The 18,151-nt window shown below is 69.2% G+C and carries 13 protein-coding genes; 7 read left to right on the top strand and 6 right to left on the bottom strand.

Annotation, left to right across the window (positions count from 1 at the left end; genetic code table 11):
* Positions 1-15: 15 nt before the first annotated feature.
* Genes EZJ19_RS05085 through EZJ19_RS16005 form a run of 3 tightly spaced genes read right to left on the bottom strand, consistent with a single transcriptional unit; the run spans position 16 to position 3,771 of the window.
* Entirely contained in the window at positions 16-1,368 is a 1,353-nt protein-coding gene (locus EZJ19_RS05085) for a sigma-54-dependent transcriptional regulator (RefSeq protein ID WP_131445211.1), read from the bottom strand.
* Positions 1,361-2,215 (bottom strand): sensor histidine kinase, encoded by an 855-nt coding sequence (locus tag EZJ19_RS05080; protein ID WP_131445210.1) that lies wholly within the window; start codon positions 2,213-2,215, stop codon positions 1,361-1,363. Before EZJ19_RS05080 ends, EZJ19_RS05085 begins: the two co-directional genes overlap by 8 nt.
* A gap of 53 nt (positions 2,216-2,268) precedes the next feature.
* Entirely contained in the window at positions 2,269-3,771 is a 1,503-nt protein-coding gene (locus EZJ19_RS16005) for a hypothetical protein (protein ID WP_206199318.1), read from the bottom strand.
* A 4-nt stretch (positions 3,772-3,775) separates the two neighbouring features.
* On the opposite strand from EZJ19_RS16005, the gene hrpA reads away from it, so the two are divergent.
* Positions 3,776-7,615 carry an ATP-dependent RNA helicase HrpA gene (gene hrpA / locus EZJ19_RS05070; RefSeq protein ID WP_240754660.1) on the top strand — a complete coding sequence of 1,280 codons (3,840 nt, stop codon included), beginning with the start codon at positions 3,776-3,778 and terminating at the stop codon, positions 7,613-7,615.
* Between the two features lie 109 nt (positions 7,616-7,724).
* Here hrpA and EZJ19_RS05065 read toward each other — a convergent pair whose 3' ends face one another.
* Entirely contained in the window at positions 7,725-8,297 is a 573-nt protein-coding gene (locus EZJ19_RS05065) for a CDP-alcohol phosphatidyltransferase family protein (RefSeq protein ID WP_131445209.1), read from the bottom strand.
* A complete protein-coding gene (locus tag EZJ19_RS05060) occupies positions 8,294-9,079 on the bottom strand; it encodes a TatD family hydrolase (RefSeq protein WP_131445208.1) in 786 nt (261 codons plus the stop codon). The genes EZJ19_RS05065 and EZJ19_RS05060 overlap by 4 nt, the downstream gene beginning before the upstream one ends.
* A 195-nt stretch (positions 9,080-9,274) precedes the next feature.
* Here EZJ19_RS05060 and EZJ19_RS05055 point away from each other — a divergent pair, with 195 nt between their 5' ends.
* The 6 genes from EZJ19_RS05055 (at position 9,275) to EZJ19_RS05030 (ending at position 15,464) form a co-directional block, all read left to right on the top strand.
* Positions 9,275-10,444 (top strand): hydrogenase small subunit, encoded by a 1,170-nt coding sequence (locus tag EZJ19_RS05055; RefSeq protein WP_131445207.1) that lies wholly within the window; start codon positions 9,275-9,277, stop codon positions 10,442-10,444.
* Positions 10,441-11,424 (top strand): hydrogenase 2 operon protein HybA, encoded by a 984-nt coding sequence (gene hybA, locus EZJ19_RS05050; protein WP_240754659.1) that lies wholly within the window; start codon positions 10,441-10,443, stop codon positions 11,422-11,424. Before EZJ19_RS05055 ends, hybA begins: the two co-directional genes overlap by 4 nt.
* A gap of 4 nt (positions 11,425-11,428) precedes the next feature.
* Complete coding sequence (gene hybB / locus EZJ19_RS05045) at positions 11,429-12,586, top strand: Ni/Fe-hydrogenase cytochrome b subunit (protein WP_131445206.1); 1,158 nt, start codon at positions 11,429-11,431, stop codon at positions 12,584-12,586.
* 15 nt (positions 12,587-12,601) lie between these two features.
* On the top strand, positions 12,602-14,335 hold the full coding sequence (locus tag EZJ19_RS05040; RefSeq protein WP_131445205.1) for a nickel-dependent hydrogenase large subunit: 1,734 nt from the start codon (positions 12,602-12,604) through the stop codon (positions 14,333-14,335).
* Between the two features lie 82 nt (positions 14,336-14,417).
* A complete protein-coding gene (locus EZJ19_RS05035) occupies positions 14,418-14,894 on the top strand; it encodes a HyaD/HybD family hydrogenase maturation endopeptidase (RefSeq protein WP_131445204.1) in 477 nt (158 codons plus the stop codon).
* A gap of 6 nt (positions 14,895-14,900) precedes the next feature.
* The gene (locus tag EZJ19_RS05030; protein WP_206199317.1) at positions 14,901-15,464 is read left to right on the top strand and encodes a nucleoside deaminase; all 564 of its coding nucleotides are present in this window, start codon (positions 14,901-14,903) and stop codon (positions 15,462-15,464) included.
* On the opposite strand, the gene EZJ19_RS05025 is transcribed toward EZJ19_RS05030, so the two are convergent.
* Complete coding sequence (locus EZJ19_RS05025; protein ID WP_131445203.1) at positions 15,452-18,130, bottom strand: response regulator; 2,679 nt, start codon at positions 18,128-18,130, stop codon at positions 15,452-15,454. The two genes, EZJ19_RS05030 and EZJ19_RS05025, sit on opposite strands and share 13 nt — an antisense overlap.
* Positions 18,131-18,151: the final 21 nt, after the last annotated feature.

Genomic DNA, 18,151 nt, shown 5'->3' with positions numbered 1-18,151 from the left:
CTCGGACTGCCTGCATTATAGGCCGCAATCCTCCTCCAACTCACCATCCTCGCGATATTTTTGCAGCTTGTAGCGCAGCGTGCGCTCGCTGATCCCGAGCGCCTCGGCGGTGCGCTTGCGCGATCCCTGCAGGCGGCGCAGGGTATCCAGGATCATCGTCTTCTCCATGTCCTTGATCTGGCCCGGCCGGGCCTCCGGCTCGGCGTCGCGCTCGGCAACCGGGGCCGCCTGCGGCCGGCGCGGCAGCATCAGGTGTTCCGGGTCGATCCGGCTGCCGGCCGCCAGGATCATGGCACGCTGCACGACGTTGCTCAGCTCGCGTATGTTGCCCGGCCAATCGTGGTTGCTGAGTTCCGTCCCCGCCGCCGCCGACAGGCTGAAGCCGTCGCGCCCGACCAGGCCGGCATGCAGCCTCAGAAAATGCCGGGCGAGCGGCAGGATGTCGTCGCGCCGGGCCCGCAACGGCGGGATGTCGATCGGGAAGACGTTGAGGCGGTAATAGAGGTCTTCGCGGAAGCGGCCTTCGCGCACCCAGGCGGCCAGGTCGCGGTTGCTGGCCGCCAGGACGCGCACGTCGAGCGGGGTCGGGCTGCGCGCGCCCAGGCGTTCGACGGCCTTCTCCTGCAGCACGCGCAGCAGCTTGGCCTGGACGTGGAGCGGGATCTCGGAGACCTCGTCGAGCAGCAGGGTGCCGCCCTGGGCCTGTTCGAACTTGCCGGTATAGGCGCTCGCGGCACCCGTGAAGGCGCCCTTCTCGTGGCCGAACAGGGTCGACTCGACCAGATTCTCCGGAATGGCGGCACAGTTGACCGCCACGAAGGGCCCGGAGCGGCGTGCCGAATGCTCGTGCAGGTAGCGCGCCACCACTTCCTTGCCGACCCCGGACTCGCCGGTCAGCAGGACCGTGGCATCGGTGCCGGCGACCCGGTCGGCGATGGCCAGCAGGGCCCGCATGCGGTCATCCTCGGCGATCAGCTCGGCGCTCCCCGCCAGCCCCGGCGCCGGCAGGTAGCGGGCCACCACGGCGAGCAAGCGGTCGGGCTCGAACGGCTTGGCCAGGTAGTCGGCGGCGCCGTCCTTCATCGCCTCGACGGCGCGCTCGATCTGGCCGTAGGCCGTCATCAGGATGAATGGGATGCCCGGGCGCAGCGCCTTGACCCGGCGCAGCAGTTCGTGGCCGTCCAGGCCCGGCATCTGGACGTCGGACAACACCATGTCGACGTTGCCGCGCGCCAGGGCGGCCAGGGCCGCCTCGCCGTCGGGCGCCACGACGACGGCGTGGCCGGCCAGCTCCAGGGTATCGGCCAGGGCCTCGCGCAGGGCCGCGTCGTCCTCCACGACCAGGATGTTCGGGCGCCGCTCAGGCATCCTGGCCTCCCTTCGCATCGGCCCGGCCGGCGACCGGCAGGAAGAGCGCGAAGCGGCTGCCCTGCCCCGGTTCGGACTCGACCTCGACCCAGCCGCCGTGGGCGTCCGCGGTCTGCTTGACGATGGCGAGGCCGAGGCCGCTGCCTTCGCCGCGGGTGGTGAAGAACGGCTCGAACAGGCGTTCGCGATCGGCCTCGGCGATGCCGTGGCCCTGGTCCGCGACCCGGAAGGCGACGAAGGCGGTGCCGGTGACCACGGTGAAAGTGACGGTGTCGCCCGGCCGGCTCGCCTGGACGGCATTCTCGAGCAGGTTGATGAGGGCGCCCTGGAGCGCCTGGCGGTCCGCCTCGATGCGCTCGTCGTCACCCTCGCGATGCAATTGCACGGCCACCTCCAGGGTGGCCGCCTGCGGCTCGATCGCCTGCCAGACCTCGTCGGCGAGGGCGTGCACGGCGAACAGAGTGCGCCGGCCCTGCTGGCCCTTCACGAAGGCCAGCATGTCCTGGATCAGACGTTCCAGGTAGCGCAGCCGGCCCAGCGTCTTGTCGGCGAAGCGCACCCGGTCGGCCTCGGCCAGGCCCGGCCTGGCCAGGTGGCCGACGTAGAGCAGCGCGGTGGCGAGCGGGGTGCGCAGCTGGTGGGCCAGCTTGGCGGCCACCTCGCCCAGGATGGACAGGCGCTCGCGCCGGGCCAGCTCGCCGTTGGCGGCGGCCAGTTCCGCCGACAGGCGGGCGACCTGGCCCTGCAGCTCGGCATAGGCCCCGGACAGCCGTTCCGAGGTCTCGCTGAACAGCTTGAAGGCCTCGCGCAACTGCTGGTCGTCGAGCGGCGGGATATCGGGTTCCATAGCGGCGATTGGATACCCGATTGCCGGAGCCGCGTCAAACCCGGCCGCGCCGGTCACGGCCCGAATACGAACACCGCCGCCGCCTTCGCGAACAGGGCATCGCCGGAGGCGTGGCCGTCATCCGAGGTGCGCACCCGGGCCACCAGAACCAGTCTGCGGACCTCCTTGGCCTTGGCCTGGGCGGTCTGGACGGTCTGCTCCCAGGCCGCCGGCAGGGGCAGGAGGACACGCTTGGCCAGCTTGCCGCCGGTTGCCGCCGGGAATTCCCCGGCCGTCACGCGCAGGGGCGCGGGCGCCGGTCCCGGGCCGACGCCCGGGCAGGCCATCTTGGCGAGGTCGGGCAGGCCCGCCACCCCGCGCGCCTCCAGGTTGTCCAGCCAGCGCACCACCTCCAGGCGCGGCGCGCACACGGCGGCGAGCTCGAGGTCCACGTCCAGGCCGCCGGCGGAGGCGAGGCCGACGGTCTCGGCCGCGAGGTCGAGGTCCACCGCCAGGGCCTCGCCGGCCGTCCAGGTCTCCGGCACGGCGCGCCAGGCCACCCGCCAGTGGCGCCGGAACATCTCGCGGTGCTCGTGGCCACCGTCGTCCTTGCGCCACAGATAGCCTTCGAGGAAGCCGTCCAGGGCGTTCGCCTCGCCGCTCAGGCCGAGGCCGGTGACCGGACCGTCACTGCCGAGCAGGCGGCCTTCCGCTTCGGCCAGGGCGGGCCATTCCTTGCCGCCGGGCGCGACCATGACGCTGCGCAACAGGCGCCATTTGGCGGCCGCCTGGACCGCCGGAACGGCCTTGGCCGGTGCCGCGGGCGGGGCGGCCGGAGCCGGCGCAGGCGGCACGGCCGCGACCGGCGCGCTGGCCGCCGGCACGGGTGCCGGCGTGCCGGCCGCGGGGGCGGGCATCGGCTCCGGCACGGCCGCCGGCGTCGCCGCCACCGGCGCTGCGGGCACTGCTGCCGGTTTGGCCGGCGCTTCCGGCGCGCGCGGGGGCGGCGGCACGTCGGGCTTCGCAAGCATGGCCGCGCTCGGCAGCATATCGGGCAGCGGCAGGTTGCGTTCGGCGGCGGCGACATCCCAGGTGGCGCTTTCCAGGAGCGCCTTGACCGCGATCGGCAGGCGGCTGGCGTCGACCGGCGCGACGGCGACCAACTGGTATATCTCGCCGCCGTGCATGGTCACGATCTGGAAGACCTGGCCGTCGCCGCTCTGGCTGGGTCGCCGGCAGATGCGCCAGCGCGTCCCGGCCACCTCCAGCCAGTCGAGCTGGACGCGGTCGCCGTAGCGGCGGCGCCAGCTGCGCTCCAGCTGATCCATGAACTGCCCCTCGCCGCCCTTGAGCTTGGTCCGGTGCCGGGGCAGGAATATCTCGAGCATGGTGTCGTGGGAACCCATGCGCAGGACCAGGCTGTCGAGGTCGTTTTCCTCCGTGCTGCTGCCCCGTTGCCACACCTCCGCGACGTTCAGGCCAAGCGCGCCGACCGCCATGTCGACCGCCGCGGCCGGCACGGCCAGGGCCAGCAGCCCGGCGGCGAGCCAAGCCAGCCCGAATCCCCGATAATTCATATCTATGCCTTCTCTCTCTGAAAACATGGCGCCGCAGGCGCGCATCGAATTCCCCGAACACCTGCCGGTTTCCGCGCGCCGCGAGGACATCGCCGCGGCCCTGACCGGGCACCAGGTCGTCATCGTATGCGGTGAAACCGGTTCCGGCAAAACCACCCAGCTGCCCAAGATCGCCTGGGCCGCCGGGCGCGGCCGCACGGGCCTGATCGGCATGACCCAGCCGCGCCGGATCGCCGCCAAGAGCGTCGCGAGCCGCCTGGCCGAGGAGACCGCCACCCAGCTCGGCGGCTTCGTCGGCTGGCAGGTGCGCTTCACCGACCAGGTCGGCCGCGACAGCCGGATCAAGGTGATGACCGACGGCATCCTGCTCGCCGAGACGCAATCCGATCCACAGTTCCGTGCCTACGATACCCTGATCCTCGACGAGGCGCACGAGCGCAGCCTGAATATCGATTTCCTGCTCGGCTATCTCAAGACCCTGCTCGGGCAACGCCCGGACCTGAAGCTGATCATCTCCTCGGCGACCCTGGAGGCGGACCGCTTCTCGGCCTACTTCGGCGCCGCCCCGGTGGTCGAGGTATCCGGCCGCACCTACCCGGTCGAGGTGCGGTACCGGCCGCCGGCCGAGACCGGCAAGGCCGCCAAGGACGCCGACAAGGGACGCGACGAGGAAGAACCCGACCTCGAGGCCGCCCTGCTCATGGCCGTGGACGAACTGGCGCGCGAGGGCACCGGCGACATCCTGGTCTTCCTGCCCGGCGAACGGGAGATCCGCGACGTCCAGGAGGCCTTGCGCAAGCACCACCCCCCGCATACCGAGATACTGCCCCTGTTCGCCCGCCTGTCGGTGACCGAGCAGGAGCAGATCTTCAAACCCCACAGCGGCCGCCGCATCGTCCTGGCCACCAACGTGGCCGAGACCTCCCTCACCGTACCGGGCATCCGCTACGTGGTGGATACCGGCCAGGCCCGGGTGAAGCGCTACTCGATCCGCAACAAGATCGAACAGCTCAAGGTGGAGAAGGTCTCCCAGGCCTCCGCCAACCAGCGTACCGGGCGCTGCGGCCGGGTCGCCGAGGGCATCTGCATCCGTCTCTACGACGAGCAGGATTTCCAGTCGCGGCCGCCCTACACCACGCCGGAACTGCTGCGCTCCTCCCTGGCCGGGGTGATCCTGCGCATGAAGTCGCTGCACCTGCCCGAGATCGGCGCCTTCCCGTTCCTCGACCCGCCCGAGCCGCGCCGCATCCACGACGGCCAGGCCCTGCTCCGGGAACTCAACGCCCTGGCCGAGGACGGCCGCCTGACCCGGATCGGCCGCGAGCTGGCCCGCCTGCCGCTCGACCCCCGGCTCGGCCGCATGCTGGTGGCGGCGCGCGAGAAGGCGGTCCTGCACGAGGTCCTGGTCATCGCCGCCTTCCTGTCCACCCAGGACCCCCGCGACCGGCCCCTGGAACGCCAGGCCGCCGCCGACCAGAAGCACGCCCGCTTCGCCGACGAGAACTCCGACTTCGTGGCCATCCTCAAGCTCTGGCGCCACGTCGAGGAACTCAACAACCACCGCAAGTCGCAACGCAAGTTCCGCGACGCCCTGGCCGAGGACTTCCTGTCGGCGCGCCGCGTGCGCGAGTGGCGCGAGGTGTACGGCCAGCTCACCACGCAGGTGAAGGAACTCGGCTGGAAGGTTGCCGACGCCCTGCCCGCCGTGCCCACCGAGGAGGCCGGAGCCGACGCGCCGGCCGGCTATGCCAACCTGCACCAGGCCCTGCTGCCCGGCCTGCTCGGCAACCTGGGCATGCTCACCGAGGAAGGCCTCTATCTGGGGGCCCGCGAGACCAAGTTCCTGCCCTTCCCGGGCTCCGGGGTGAAGAAGAAGCCCAAGTGGGTGATGGCGGCCGAGATCGTCGAGACCCGCCGGATCTACGCCCGCACCGTCGCACGCATCGAGCCGGACTGGATCGAGCATGCCGCCCGGCACCTGCTCAAGGTCAGCTATTCCGATCCGCATTGGGCCAAGAAGCCGGCCCACGTCGCCGCCAGCCTGCGCGCCACCCTGTACGGGCTGCCCGTGGTGAACGGCCGCAAGGTCCACTACGGTCCCATCGACCCGGTCCAGGCGCGCGAGATATTCATCCGCGCCGCGCTGGTGGCGGGCGAGTACGACACCCGCGCGGCGTTCTTCGGCCACAACCGCAAGCTGCTCGCCCAGATCGACGAGCTGTCCCACCGCTCGCGCAACGCCCGCATCGCCGTCGACGAGGAGGACCTCTACCGCTTCTTCGACGACCGCATCCCGGAGGGCATCCACAACGGCGCCGCCTTCGAGAAATGGCTGCGCGAAGCCGAGGTCAAGTCGCCGAAGCTGCTGCACCTGCGCCGCGAGGACCTGCTCAGGGAACGCGGCGCCGATGCCCGCGACTTCCCCAAGGAACTCGACCTGGGCGGCGTGAAGTTCGCCCTGGCCTACCGCTTCGACCCCGGCGCCGAGGACGACGGCGTCACCCTGCTGGTGCCGCTGGCGGCCTTGAACCAGGTACCCCAGGGCCGTTGCGACTGGCTGGTGCCGGGCCTCCTGGAGGAGAAGGCCCTGGCCCTGATCAAGGGCCTGCCGCAATCGGTGCGGCGCGCCTTCGTGCCGGTGCCCGAGTTCGCGCGCGCCGCGGCCGAGGCCCTGCGGCCGGGCGAGACGCCGCTCACCGAGGCCCTGGCCGATTTCCTGGCCAAGACCACCGGCCAGGCCATCGCCCGCGACGCCTGGCGCCCGGAGGCCCTGCCGGCCCACCTGACCATGAACTACCGGGTCCTGGACGAGCGGAACCACATCGTCGCCGAAGGACGCGACCTGCCCGCCCTGCGCCGCGAACTGGGCGGCGAGGCGGCGCGCAGCCTGCAGCAGGCGGCCGCGCCGGACGAACGCGCGGACCTCGGGCGCTGGGATTTCGGCGACCTGCCCGGCCAGGTCGAGCTGACCAGCGGCGGCCGCAAGATCGCCGCCTACCCGAGCCTGGTCGAGGACGCCGGCCAGGTCGCCCTGAAGCTGCTCGACAGTCCGGCCCTGGCGCGGGAACAACACCGGCGCGGGGTCTGCCGGTTGCTCTGGCGCGCCTTCCCGGACCTGCTCAAGCAGGTCGAGAAGGACCTCGGCGTGCGCCTGAAGCCGGCCGCCATGCAATACGCCCTGCTCGGCAACGCCGTGGCGGCGCCGGCCGCTGCCGGCGGCAAGCCGCAAGACGGCCGCGGCCAGACGAACCTGACGCTCAACCAGCTCCTGGCCGACGTCCTCTACTCCGCCGCCCGGGCCGTCCTCGCCGTCGACCCCGCCGACCTGCGCCGGCAGAACGAGTTCGACAGCGCCGCCCAGACCGCCCGGCCGCGCCTGGCCGAACAGGCCCGGGAGACGGCACGCCTGGCCGCCGAGTGCCTGGAGCACGGCCATCGCCTGAACCAGCAACTGGCCCGGGCGCCGGCCTCGAAGGAGGCGGCCGCCGACCTGCGCGCGCAGTTGCCCGGCCTGGTCTTCCCCGGCTTCGTCGGCCGCCTGGCCCCGGCCGTCCTGGTCCACCTGCCGCGCTATCTCAAGGCCATGGAGCGGCGCCTGGAGAAACTGCCCGGCCGCCCCGAGCGCGACGCCCAGATGATGCGCTCGCTCACCCCCCTGCTCGGGCAATGGCAGGCCCGTGCCCGGCGCGAGGAGCAGACCACCGGCCTCAGCCCGGAGATGGAGGCGTTCCGCTGGCAGCTCGAGGAACTGCGCGTATCCCTGTTCGCCCAGGAACTGAAGACCCCGGAACCGATATCCGTGAAACGGATGGAGAAACGCTGGGCGGAGCTGATCGCACGCTAGGGAAACGGGGCGTCGTTCCCCATGCCCGTACAGGCGGGCATCTTCGCCTTCCATGCAACCGGGCCCCCGCCCTCGGGGGAACCGGACGGAACGGACCGGACAACCCCGGTCACGAGCGGAAGCGCGCCTGGGCGGCCCGCCAGGCCCGGGTCTTGGCGCTCCAGACCCAAACGTAGTGCAATCCGGACACCGACACCAGGGTGCCGGTCAGGAGGGTCAGGTAGCCCAGGAAGGTGAGCCCCCAGCCCAGCGCGAGGTCGGCCAGGGCGAGGGCGACGAGGACGAACTCGGCCGCCGTGGCGGCCTTGCCCCACCAGGTCGGCGCCACTTCCAGGCCGCCGGTCAGTTGCCGGAACGCCGCGGCGCCGAGCAGCACGATGACGTCGCGCAGGGCGACCAGCGCGCCCAGCCAGAGGGGCAGGATCTCCAGCCAGACCAGCATCATCAGGGTGGACAACAGCATGGCCTTATCGGCGATCGGGTCGAGCCAGGCGCCCAGGACGCTGCGCTGGTTGAGCAGACGGGCGAGGTTGCCGTCCAACAGGTCGGTCAAAGCGGCGGCGGCGAACAGCCAGAAGGCGACATCCAGGCGATCCTGGGCCAGGTACCAGACCACGAAGGGCACCAGCGCCAGCCTGGACGCGGTGAGCAGGTTGGGAACCGTCAGGTTGGCCCGGTTCATGACGCGGCGGCAAGGGCCGGCAGGACGGCCCGGGCATTGGCGCTGGTGGCGCGCGCCACCTCGGCCGGGTCGAGGCCGCGCAACTCGGCCAGGGTGGCCGCGATGCGGGCGAGTTCGGCCGGTTCGTTGCGGGCACGGCCGAGCCAGGCGGGCGGGATGTCGGGGCTGTCGGTCTCCAGGACGATGGCCTCCAGGGGCAACTCGACGGCCAGGGCGCGCAGCCGGGTCGCCCGTTCCCAGGTGAAGGCGCCGCCGAAGCCGAGCCGGAAACCCAGGTTCAGGAACGCATCGGCCTGCTGGCGACTGCCGTTGAAGGCGTGCGCGATGCCGCCCGGCACCCGGGTCCGGCGCAGGTGTTTCAAGATGGCGTCGACCGCCCTGCGGCAATGCAGCAACACCGGCAGGTCATAATCGCGGGCGATTTTCAGCTGCTCGGCATAAAAGAATTCTTGGCGGACGAAATCCAGACCGGGTACGAACAGGTCCAGACCGATTTCCCCGATGGCCACCGGGCGCCATGCCTCGACCTGCCGGCGCAATTCGGCCAGATCGCCTTCGGCGTGGCTGTCGACGTAGATCGGATGCATCCCCCAGGCCGGCCGGCAACCCGGATAACGCTGGCAGGCCGCGGCGACCGCGCGGCCGTTGGCGGTGCTGATCGCCGGCACCACCTGCGTCGTCACGCCGGCCGCGCAGGCGCGCCCGTAGACGGCGTCACGGTCGGGATCGAATTCCGCCGCATCCAGATGGCTGTGGGTATCGACGAGGTCGGCCAGACTCATAGCATGAATTTTATTGATATTGAAAAATACGGTACCTGTATGACGAAATAAATATACGTAATAAATTAGGACTTCCTTATATTGATATGGTAATAATTTGAATTGTGAGCTAACCATAACCTAGTTATTTAGGACCGGCAGCATCGGCTGGAGTATCCGGCCAACACCGGAGCGTAACAACTGGAAAGGACGATCATGGCGAAGATCGACATCATCTCGATGGAAGACCTGCCGAGCGTGCAGGCGGTGGAAAAGCGGCTGGGCGTGTCCCGCCGCGAGTTCCTTAAACTCTGCTCAGGCATGGCAGCCACTCTCGGGCTCCCGGCCACCGCGGCAGCGGAAATCGCCGAGGCAGTGGCGAATCCGACCAAGCGGCCGTCGGTCATCTGGCTGCACTTCCAAGAGTGCACGGGCTGTTCGGAGTCGCTCCTGCGCGCCGAACATCCGACGCTTGAACGCTTGATCCTCGACGTCATCTCCCTCGACTATCACGAGACCCTGTTCGCCGCCGCCGGCCACCAGGCCGAGGCCGCCCGCAAGGCCGCCATGGAAGCCAACAAGGGCAAGTACCTGCTCGTCGTCGAAGGCGCCATCCCGACCAAGGACAACGGCATCTATTGCAAGGTCGGTGGCCAGACCGCCATCGACTTGGTCAAGGAATGTGCCGCCGGCGCCGCCGCCGTGGTGGCGATCGGTTCCTGCGCCTCCTGGGGCGGCATGCCCTCGAGCGGTCCGAACCCGACCGGCGCCTCCAGCGCCAGCACGGTGCTCGGCAAGCCGGTGGTCACCATCCCCGGCTGCCCGCCCAACCCGTACAATTTCCTGTCCGCCGTCGTCTACTACCTGACCTTCGGCAAGCTGCCCGCCGTCGACCAGCTCGGCCGCCCGCTGTTCGCCTATTCGCGCCTGGTGCACGAAAACTGCGAACGCCGTCCGCACTTCGACGCCGGCCGCTTCGCCCTGGAATTCGGCGACGCCGGCCACCGTCAGGGCTGGTGCCTGTACAAGTTGGGCTGCAAGGGTCCCGAGACCTACGCCAACTGCCCGGTGATCGGTTTCAACGATGTCGGCGAGGTGTCCTGGCCGGTAGGTTGCGGCCACCCCTGCATCGGCTGCACGGAACAAGGCGTCGGCTTCACCAAGCCGATCCACGCCCTGGCCGAACTGAAGTCGGTGCAACCGCCGCTCGGTTACCCGAAGGTCGACGAATCGCGTGGCGTCGGTGCCACGATCGCTTCGGCCGCCGCCGTCGCGGCGCTGGCCGGCGCGGCCACCGCGGCCACCTACAACCTGACCAAGAATCTGGGCAAGAACCTGGCCGTCGAGTCGGATGAGCCCAAGGACAAGGAAAGGGCCGAATCATGAGCATGGACCGTCGTCAGTTCCTGAAAGGGGTGCTGGCGGGCGGCGCGGTCGCGGCTACGGCGGCCCCGGCGCCGGCCGAGGCCCGGGGCAATCTGACCATGCCACCGAAGGCCATGGGCCTGCTGTATGACGGCACCCTGTGCATCGGCTGCAAGGCCTGCGTCTCCGCCTGCAAAGAATCCAACGGCCTGCCGCCCGAGTTCTCCACCGAGGACCACATGTGGGACACCCCGCTGGACATCTCCGGCAAGACCAAGAACATCATCAAGATGTACAAGGACGGCACCGGCGAGGTGAAGGATCGCGAGAAGGACGGCTACGCCTTCATGAAGCATTCCTGCCTGCACTGCGTCGACCCGTCCTGCGTGTCGGCCTGCCCGGTCTCCGCGATGCGCAAGAATCCGGAAACCGGCGTGGTCACCTACGACCCGCATGACTGCATCGGCTGCCGCTACTGCGTCCTAGCCTGCCCCTTCGACGTACCCCGCTTCCAGTACGACAAGGCCTTCCCGCAGATCGTCAAGTGCGAGCTGTGCAGCCACCTGGCGTCGCCGGACAACCACACCCGGTTCGAGTATTCGGCCTGCGCCCAGGTCTGCCCGACCGGCGCGACCATCTTCGGCCCGACCGACGAGCTGATGGCCGAGGCCAAGCGCCGTCTGGCCCTGAAGCCCGGCACGGACTACATGGTGCCGCGCGGCAAGCTGGGTGGTGGCGACTGGCAGATGGCCAAGGCCGCCAACTACGTGCCGCAGGTCTACGGCGAGAAGGAACTGGGCGGTACCCAGGTCCTCAAGCTGTCCGCGGTCCCGTTCGACAAGCTCGGATATCGCGACCTGCCGGAACGCTCGTTCGCCTCCATCTCGGAAACCATGCAGCACAGCCTGTACGGTTACCTGATCGCCCCGGTCGTGGTGCTCGGCGGTCTGGTGGTGGCGGCCAAGCACAGCTTGCGCGATCAAGACGAAGACCAGGAGTAGCCAGATGTCGAATCACGCACATTCCGCTCCCGCCCCCCTGGGGGGCTCCCTGGTCACCTCGCTGACCAAGACCATGGCCCTGCTGATCCTGATCGCCGGGGCCGTCCTGGTGGTCCGGCTGGTGCTGGGCATCGGTTCGGTGACCAACGTCAATGACGGTTACACCTGGGGTATCTGGGTCGTCTACGACGTCATGGTCGGTTCCGCCTTCGCCTGCGGCGGCTATTCGGTCGCCCTCCTGGTGTACATCTTCAACAAGGGCGAATACCACCCGCTGGTCCGGCCGGCACTCCTGGGCAGCCTGTTCGGCTATACCCTGGCCGGTGTCTCGGTCATCATCGACCTGGGCCGCTACTGGAACACCTGGCACATCTTCACGCCCGGTTGGGCCCAGATCAACTCGGTGATGTTCGAAGTGGCGACCTGCATCTCGCTGTACGTGGTCGTCATGTGGATCGAGTTCTCGCCGGTGTTCATGGAGAAGTTCAACAAGGACGAGCTGCGCAAGAAGCTGGGCCGCTGGATGTTCCTGTTCATCGCCCTCGGCGCCCTGCTGCCCTCCATGCACCAGTCCTCGCTCGGTTCCATGCTGATCGTCCTCGGCACCCAGCTGAACCCGCTCTGGCAGAGCCTGCTGATCCCGGTGTTCTACCTGCTGACCGCCATCAGCGTCGGCTACGCCATCGTGATCTTCGAATCGACGGTATCGGCCATCGGCTTCAAGCGGCCGTTCGAGCTGGGCATCCTGGCCAAGCTGTCCAAGGTCATGTGGGGCGTCATCCTGGTCTATCTGGTCGTCCGCGTGGCCGACCTGGTGGTGCGCGGGGCCGTCGGCGAAGCCTTCAAGCCGAACATCATGGCCCTGATGTTCTGGATCGAGATGGCGTTCTTCGTCGTCCCGGCCGTGCTCCTGGCCAAGGCGTCCAACCGCCGGCGTCCGGACAAGCTGTTCCTGTCCGCCGCCTGCATGATGACGGGTACCTTCCTGCTGCGCATCAACAGCTACCTGGTCGGCTACGAGACCGGCGACGGCTGGAACTACTTCCCGTCCCTGGCCGAAATGGGCCTGACCATCGGTATCATTGCCATCGAGATCCTCGGCTACGTCGTCCTCGTTCGTCTGCTGCCCGTGCTGCCCAAGCACGAGGCCGCCGTCAAATAACCCTGGAGCAGAAACATGAGCAAACGCATCACCATCGATCCCATCACCCGCATCGAGGGTCACCTGCGCATCGACTGCGAAATCGACGGCGGCAAGGTCAAGAAGGCCTGGGCCTCCGGCCAGATGTGGCGCGGCGTCGAGCAGATCCTGCTCGGCCGCGACCCGCGCGATGCCTGGACCATCACCCAACGCATCTGCGGCGTCTGCACCACGGTGCACGCCATCGCCTCCGTACGTGCCGTGGAAAACGCCCTCGACCTGGAAATCCCGGTCAACGCCCAGTACATCCGCAACCTGATCATCCTGGCGCACGCCGTCCACGACCACATCGTGCACTTCTACCACCTGTCCGCGCTGGACTGGGTGGACGTGGTCTCGGCACTCAAGGCGGACCCGGTGAAGACCGCCCAACTGGCCGAGTCGCTGTCGACCTGGAAGGGCAACAGCAAGCACGAGTTCGCCGCCGTGAAGGAGCGCCTGTCAGGCTTCGTCGGCACCGGCCAGCTGGGCGTCTTCGCCAATGGCTACTGGGGCCACCCGGCCATGAAGCTGCCGCCGGAAGTGAACCTGCTCGCGGTCGCCCACTACCTGCAGGCCCTGGACATCCAGCGCAAGGCGAACAAGATCGTCGCCATCCTCGGTTCCAAGACCCCGCACATCCAGAACGTCGCCGTGGGTGGCGTCGCCAACCCGATCAACCCGGACGCCCAGTCGGTGCTCAACGTCGAGCGTCTGATGGCGATCAAGGGCTGGATCGACGAACTGGCCGACTTCGTCCATAACGTCTACCTGGTCGACGTCTCCGCCATCGGCGCGTTCTATGCCGACTGGACCCACCACGGCGCCGGCATCATGGACTACCTGTCGGTACCCGACCTGCCCCTGGACGGCAAGGGCACCCAGTTCGCCCTGCCCGGCGGCTTCGTGCCCGGCGGCGACCTCACCAAGTTCAAGCCGATCACCAAGTTCGGCGACCCGTTCTTCGTCGAGGGCGTCAAGGAAAGCTCCAAGCACGCCTGGTACAAGGGCAGCGACCCGCTGCATCCGTACAAGGGCGAAACCGACCCCGACTACACGGACTTCCAGGACGACGGCAAGTATTCCTGGGTCAAGTCGCCGACCTTCCTCGGCAAGCCGGCCCAGGTCGGGCCGCTGGCGCGCGTCCTCGCCATGGCCGCCGCCAAGCACGAACCGACCCTGAAGTACCTGACCAAGCTGCTCGACACGGCCAGCACCGTCGCCGGTACCAAGATCCCGCTCGCCGCGGTGCACTCGACCATCGGTCGCCACGCCGCCCGTGCGGTCTCCTGCAACGTCCAGGTCGACGAGCTGAACAACATGTGGAACCGCCTGGTCGAGAACATCGGCAAGGGCGACACCCACACGTTCAACAAGCCGGTATTCCCGAAGGGCGAAGTCTCCGGCGTCGGCTTCCACGAAGCCCCGCGCGGCGTCCTGAGCCACTGGATCGTGATCGACAACGGCAAGATCAAGAACTATCAGGCCGTGGTGCCGACCACCTGGAACGCTGCCCCGCGCAACGAGAACGACGCCCCCGGCCCGTACGAGATGTCGCTGGTCAACAACCCGGTGGCCGACCCCGAGCGTCCGCTGGAAGTGCTGCGCACCGTGCACTCGTTCGACCCCTGCCTGGCTTGCGCGGTACACGTACTCGACGTCGACGGCAGCAGAAAGTCGACGGTCCACGCCGGCTGCAACAGCGGCGATCAGTGCTCGATCGGTTCCTGAGTTTCCCCTCCTCCCTCAGGAATGAGATCATTGCGACACCCGGCCTCGGCCGGGTGTTTTTTCGTCTATGGAAGACCCAGCCATGCGTATCGTAGTCCTCGGCGTCGGCAACATCCTGCTCACCGATGAAGGCATCGGTGTGCGCGCCATCGAAGAACTCGGCCGCCGTTACCAAGTCCCCGCCGAAGTCGATCTGCTCGACGGCGGCACCTCGGCCATGGAACTGCTCGACGACCTCGCCAACTGCAACCTGTTGATCATTGCCGACTGCGTCCGCGCCGGCAGGGCGCCCGGCACCCTCCTGCGGCTCAAGGACGAGGAGATCCCGGCCCTGTTCCGCACCAAGCTGTCGCCTCACCAGGTCGGCCTGCCCGACGTCCTGGCCACCCTGGTCATCACCCACGAGGCGCCCGAACACACGGTGCTGTTCGGTGTCGAGCCGGAAAGCCTGGCCACCCACATGGGCCTGACGCCGATCGTCGAGGCGGTGTTGCCCGTGCTCGTGGACGCGATCGCCGCCGAGATCGCCGCTGCCGGGATCGCCATCCCGGCGCGCTGAGGCGCCGTGGCGCAGGCCTGTCTCGCCCTCGACCTGCCGGACTGGGCGACGCCCTACGAGGCGGTCGGCCGCGTCTTCGCCGACGACGCGGCGCGCATGGCACTGGCGGTCGAGTTGGCGCGCGAGAACGTCGAACGCGCCAGCGGCGGCCCCTTCGGGGCGGCGATATTCAGTCTCGACCAGGGCCGCCTGCTGGCGGTCGGCGTCAACAGCGTGGTGCGCCTGAACAGTTCGGTCCTGCACGCCGAGATGCTGGCCATCATGCGGGCCCAACGGGCGCTCGGGCGCTACACCCTCAACCGGGCACCCGGCTACGCCCTGTACACCTCCTGCGAACCCTGCGCGATGTGCCTCGGCGGCATCCTGTGGAGCGGTGTCCGGCGCCTGGTCTGCGCCGCCCCGGCCGCCGCCGCCCGCCAGGCCGGCTTCGACGAAGGGCCCGTCGATGCGGCCTCCTATGCGGCGCTGGAGCGGGCCGGCATCGAGGTCCGGCGCGGCGTCCTGGCGGAACCGGCCAGCGCGGTGATCGCGCGTTACCGCGCCCTCGGCCGACCGATCTACAACCCCTGAACGGGCGCGTCCGGACGCGCCAGCCATTTCAGCAGGGTTTCGAACAGGCGGTCGGGGTCGACCGGCTTGGCGATATGGTCGGCCATGCCGGCGGCGAGACAGCGGTCCCGGTCCTCGTCGAAGGCATTCGCCGTCATGGCCAGGATCGGTACCCCGGCGCAACCCGGCAGTTCGCGGATCGCCCGGGTCGCATCGACCCCGTTCATCCTGGGCATCTGCATGTCCATCAGGATGAGGTCGTATTCGGCCTCGCCCGCCATCGCCACCGCGCGCAGGCCGTCGTCGGCGACGTCGACGTGCAGCCCCGCCTCCTCGAGAAGACCGCGGGAAACCTCCTGGTTGATCGGTTCGTCCTCCACCAGCAGGACGCGGGCGCCCGGGAAACGCCGGCGCAGTTGCTCCTCGGCCGGGAGCCCGGGTCGGGCCGGACTGACTTCGGCGTAACCGGGCGCGCGCGCGAACCGCGCGGTGAACCAGAAATTGCTGCCCCGGCCGGGCCGGCTGTCGACGCCGATGTCGCCGCCCATCATCAACACCAGGCGCTTGCTGATGGCCAGGCCGAGGCCCGTGCCGCCGTACTTGCGGGTCATCGAGCCGTCGGCCTGCTCGAAGGCGTTGAACAGGCGCCGCTGGTCCTCGACGGCGATGCCGATACCGGTGTCGCGCACGTCGAAGCGCACCACGGCCTCGCCGGCGCCCGACTCGATCAGGGCGGCGCTCAAATCGACGCTGCCGGCGCTGGTGAACTTGATGGCGTTGCCGACCAGATTGAGCAGCACCTGCCCCAGACGCATGGCGTCCCCCTGCAGGAGCAACGGCGCAAGCGCCGGATCGATGGCGCGCGTGAGTTTCACGCCCTTCTCGGCCGCCTTGTCGGCGACCAGGCTGAACAGGTTCTCCAGCACCTCGCCGAGGCTGAACGGGTGGCTCTCGAGCACCAGCCGCTCCGCCTCGATCTTGGACAGGTCCAGGATGTCGTTGATGATGCCGAGCAGGTGATGCGAGGCCTGGCGGATCTTGCGCAGCTGATCGGTCTGCCGGGCGTCCTCGGCCCGGCGCAGGGCGAGGTCGGTCATGCCGAGGATGCCGTTCAGCGGGGTACGCAGCTCGTGGCTCATGTTGGCCAGGAAGGTGCTCTTGGCCCGGCTGGCCGCCTCGGCCGCCTCCTTGGCGACCGAGAGGGCGGCCGTACGCTCGGCGACCTGCTCCTCGAGGTGGTGGCGATGCCGTTCCAGCTCCGCTTCCGCCTGCTTGCGGCTGGCGATGTCGCGGAACACGTTCACCGCGCCCTTGATCTCGCCATCCTGGGTCATCGCCGTGACCGTGAATTCGACCGGGAAGGCGCTGCCGTCGCGGCGCCAGTACAGGTCATCCTTGACCAGGCGGCGCTGGCCGTCGTGCAGGGTCAGGGAGATCGGGCAGTCGGCCGCCGGGTAGGCCGTGCCGTCGCTGCGGTGGTGGTGGGTGAGCGCGTGCAGGTCGTGGCCGACGCCGTCGCCCTCGGCCCAGCCGAACATGCGCCGGGCGGCCTGGTTGAAGAACAGGATGCGGCCGTGCACATCCACCCCGCAGATGCCCTCGCCGGCGGAGTCCAGGATCAGCTCGCTCTGTTTCCGGGCCGCTTCCGCCACCTTCGACGAATGCTCGAGCCGGGTCGTGTACTCCGCCTTCTGCCTCAGCATGGCCTCGTGGTCCGCCTCGCGCCGCCGCCAGCCGCGATAGGCCAGCCAGGAGGAGACCAGGGTGGCGAGCACGAACAGGGCGGCCAGGGCCGCGACGCGCAGGGTGTCGGTACGCCATTGCGCGAGGAAATCCCGGTCGGCGAGGCCGACGACCATGTAGAGCGGATAGGTGCCGACCTGGCGGAAGCAGTACGTGCGCATGATGCCGTCGATGCCCGAGCGGGCGTTGTAATGCGCCGCGCTGCGGCCGGACCCGAGCAGGTTGCGCAACTGCGCCGAGGGCGTCGTGGCGCCCACCGTGGCGCCTTGCCGGTCGGCCCGGCTGTAGCGGGCGATCAGGCGGGTCTTGTCCCACAGCCCGGTGTTGCCGTTCGGCCCGAGGTTGACCTTGGCGAACAGCTGGATGAAATGGTCGACCGCGACCGACGCCTGGACCTCGCCGGCGAAACGGCCGCCCGGGCCGTCGATCCGGCGCGCGACGACGACGATGGAACGGCCGTCCGGACCGTCCGGATACGGGCGCGAGAACAACAGCTCGCCGGCCGCCGCCTCCGCGCCGCCGATCAGGCCGGGCACCACCGGCGGCCGCGCGCTGCCCGCCACGGCCAGGGCATTGCCGTCGGCGTCGACGACCCAGAGCCCGAGCACATCCGGCACATGATCGGCCTGGTCGGCGACCACCGCCTGCAAGGCCGGCTTGTCGACGCCGCCGCGACCGGCCTCGCGGCCGAGTTCGTCCTGCACGGTGAGCAGGGAGATGTCGATCTTGCCGATGAAACCGATCAGGCCTTCTTCGAGAATGCGGCCGTAATTCTCGGTCAGCTCGGTCGCCTGCTCGATCGCCCGGTCGTGGTTCTGGGCCACCAGCAGCGCGACCATGCCGGCCACGAACAGGCTGACCAGGACGGCGCCGCCGAGCCAGAGCAGCCGGACGAACCGATACCTGTCCTTGATCGACTGCGCCAAACCGTTGCCGTTCGTCACTCGCTGTCTCCGCGCCTCATG

The sequence above is a fragment of the Parasulfuritortus cantonensis genome (genome assembly GCF_004337445.1).
GTDB classification, from domain to species: domain Bacteria; phylum Pseudomonadota; class Gammaproteobacteria; order Burkholderiales; family Thiobacillaceae; genus Parasulfuritortus; species Parasulfuritortus cantonensis.
This window is presented reverse-complemented; position numbering and strand designations above follow the sequence as displayed.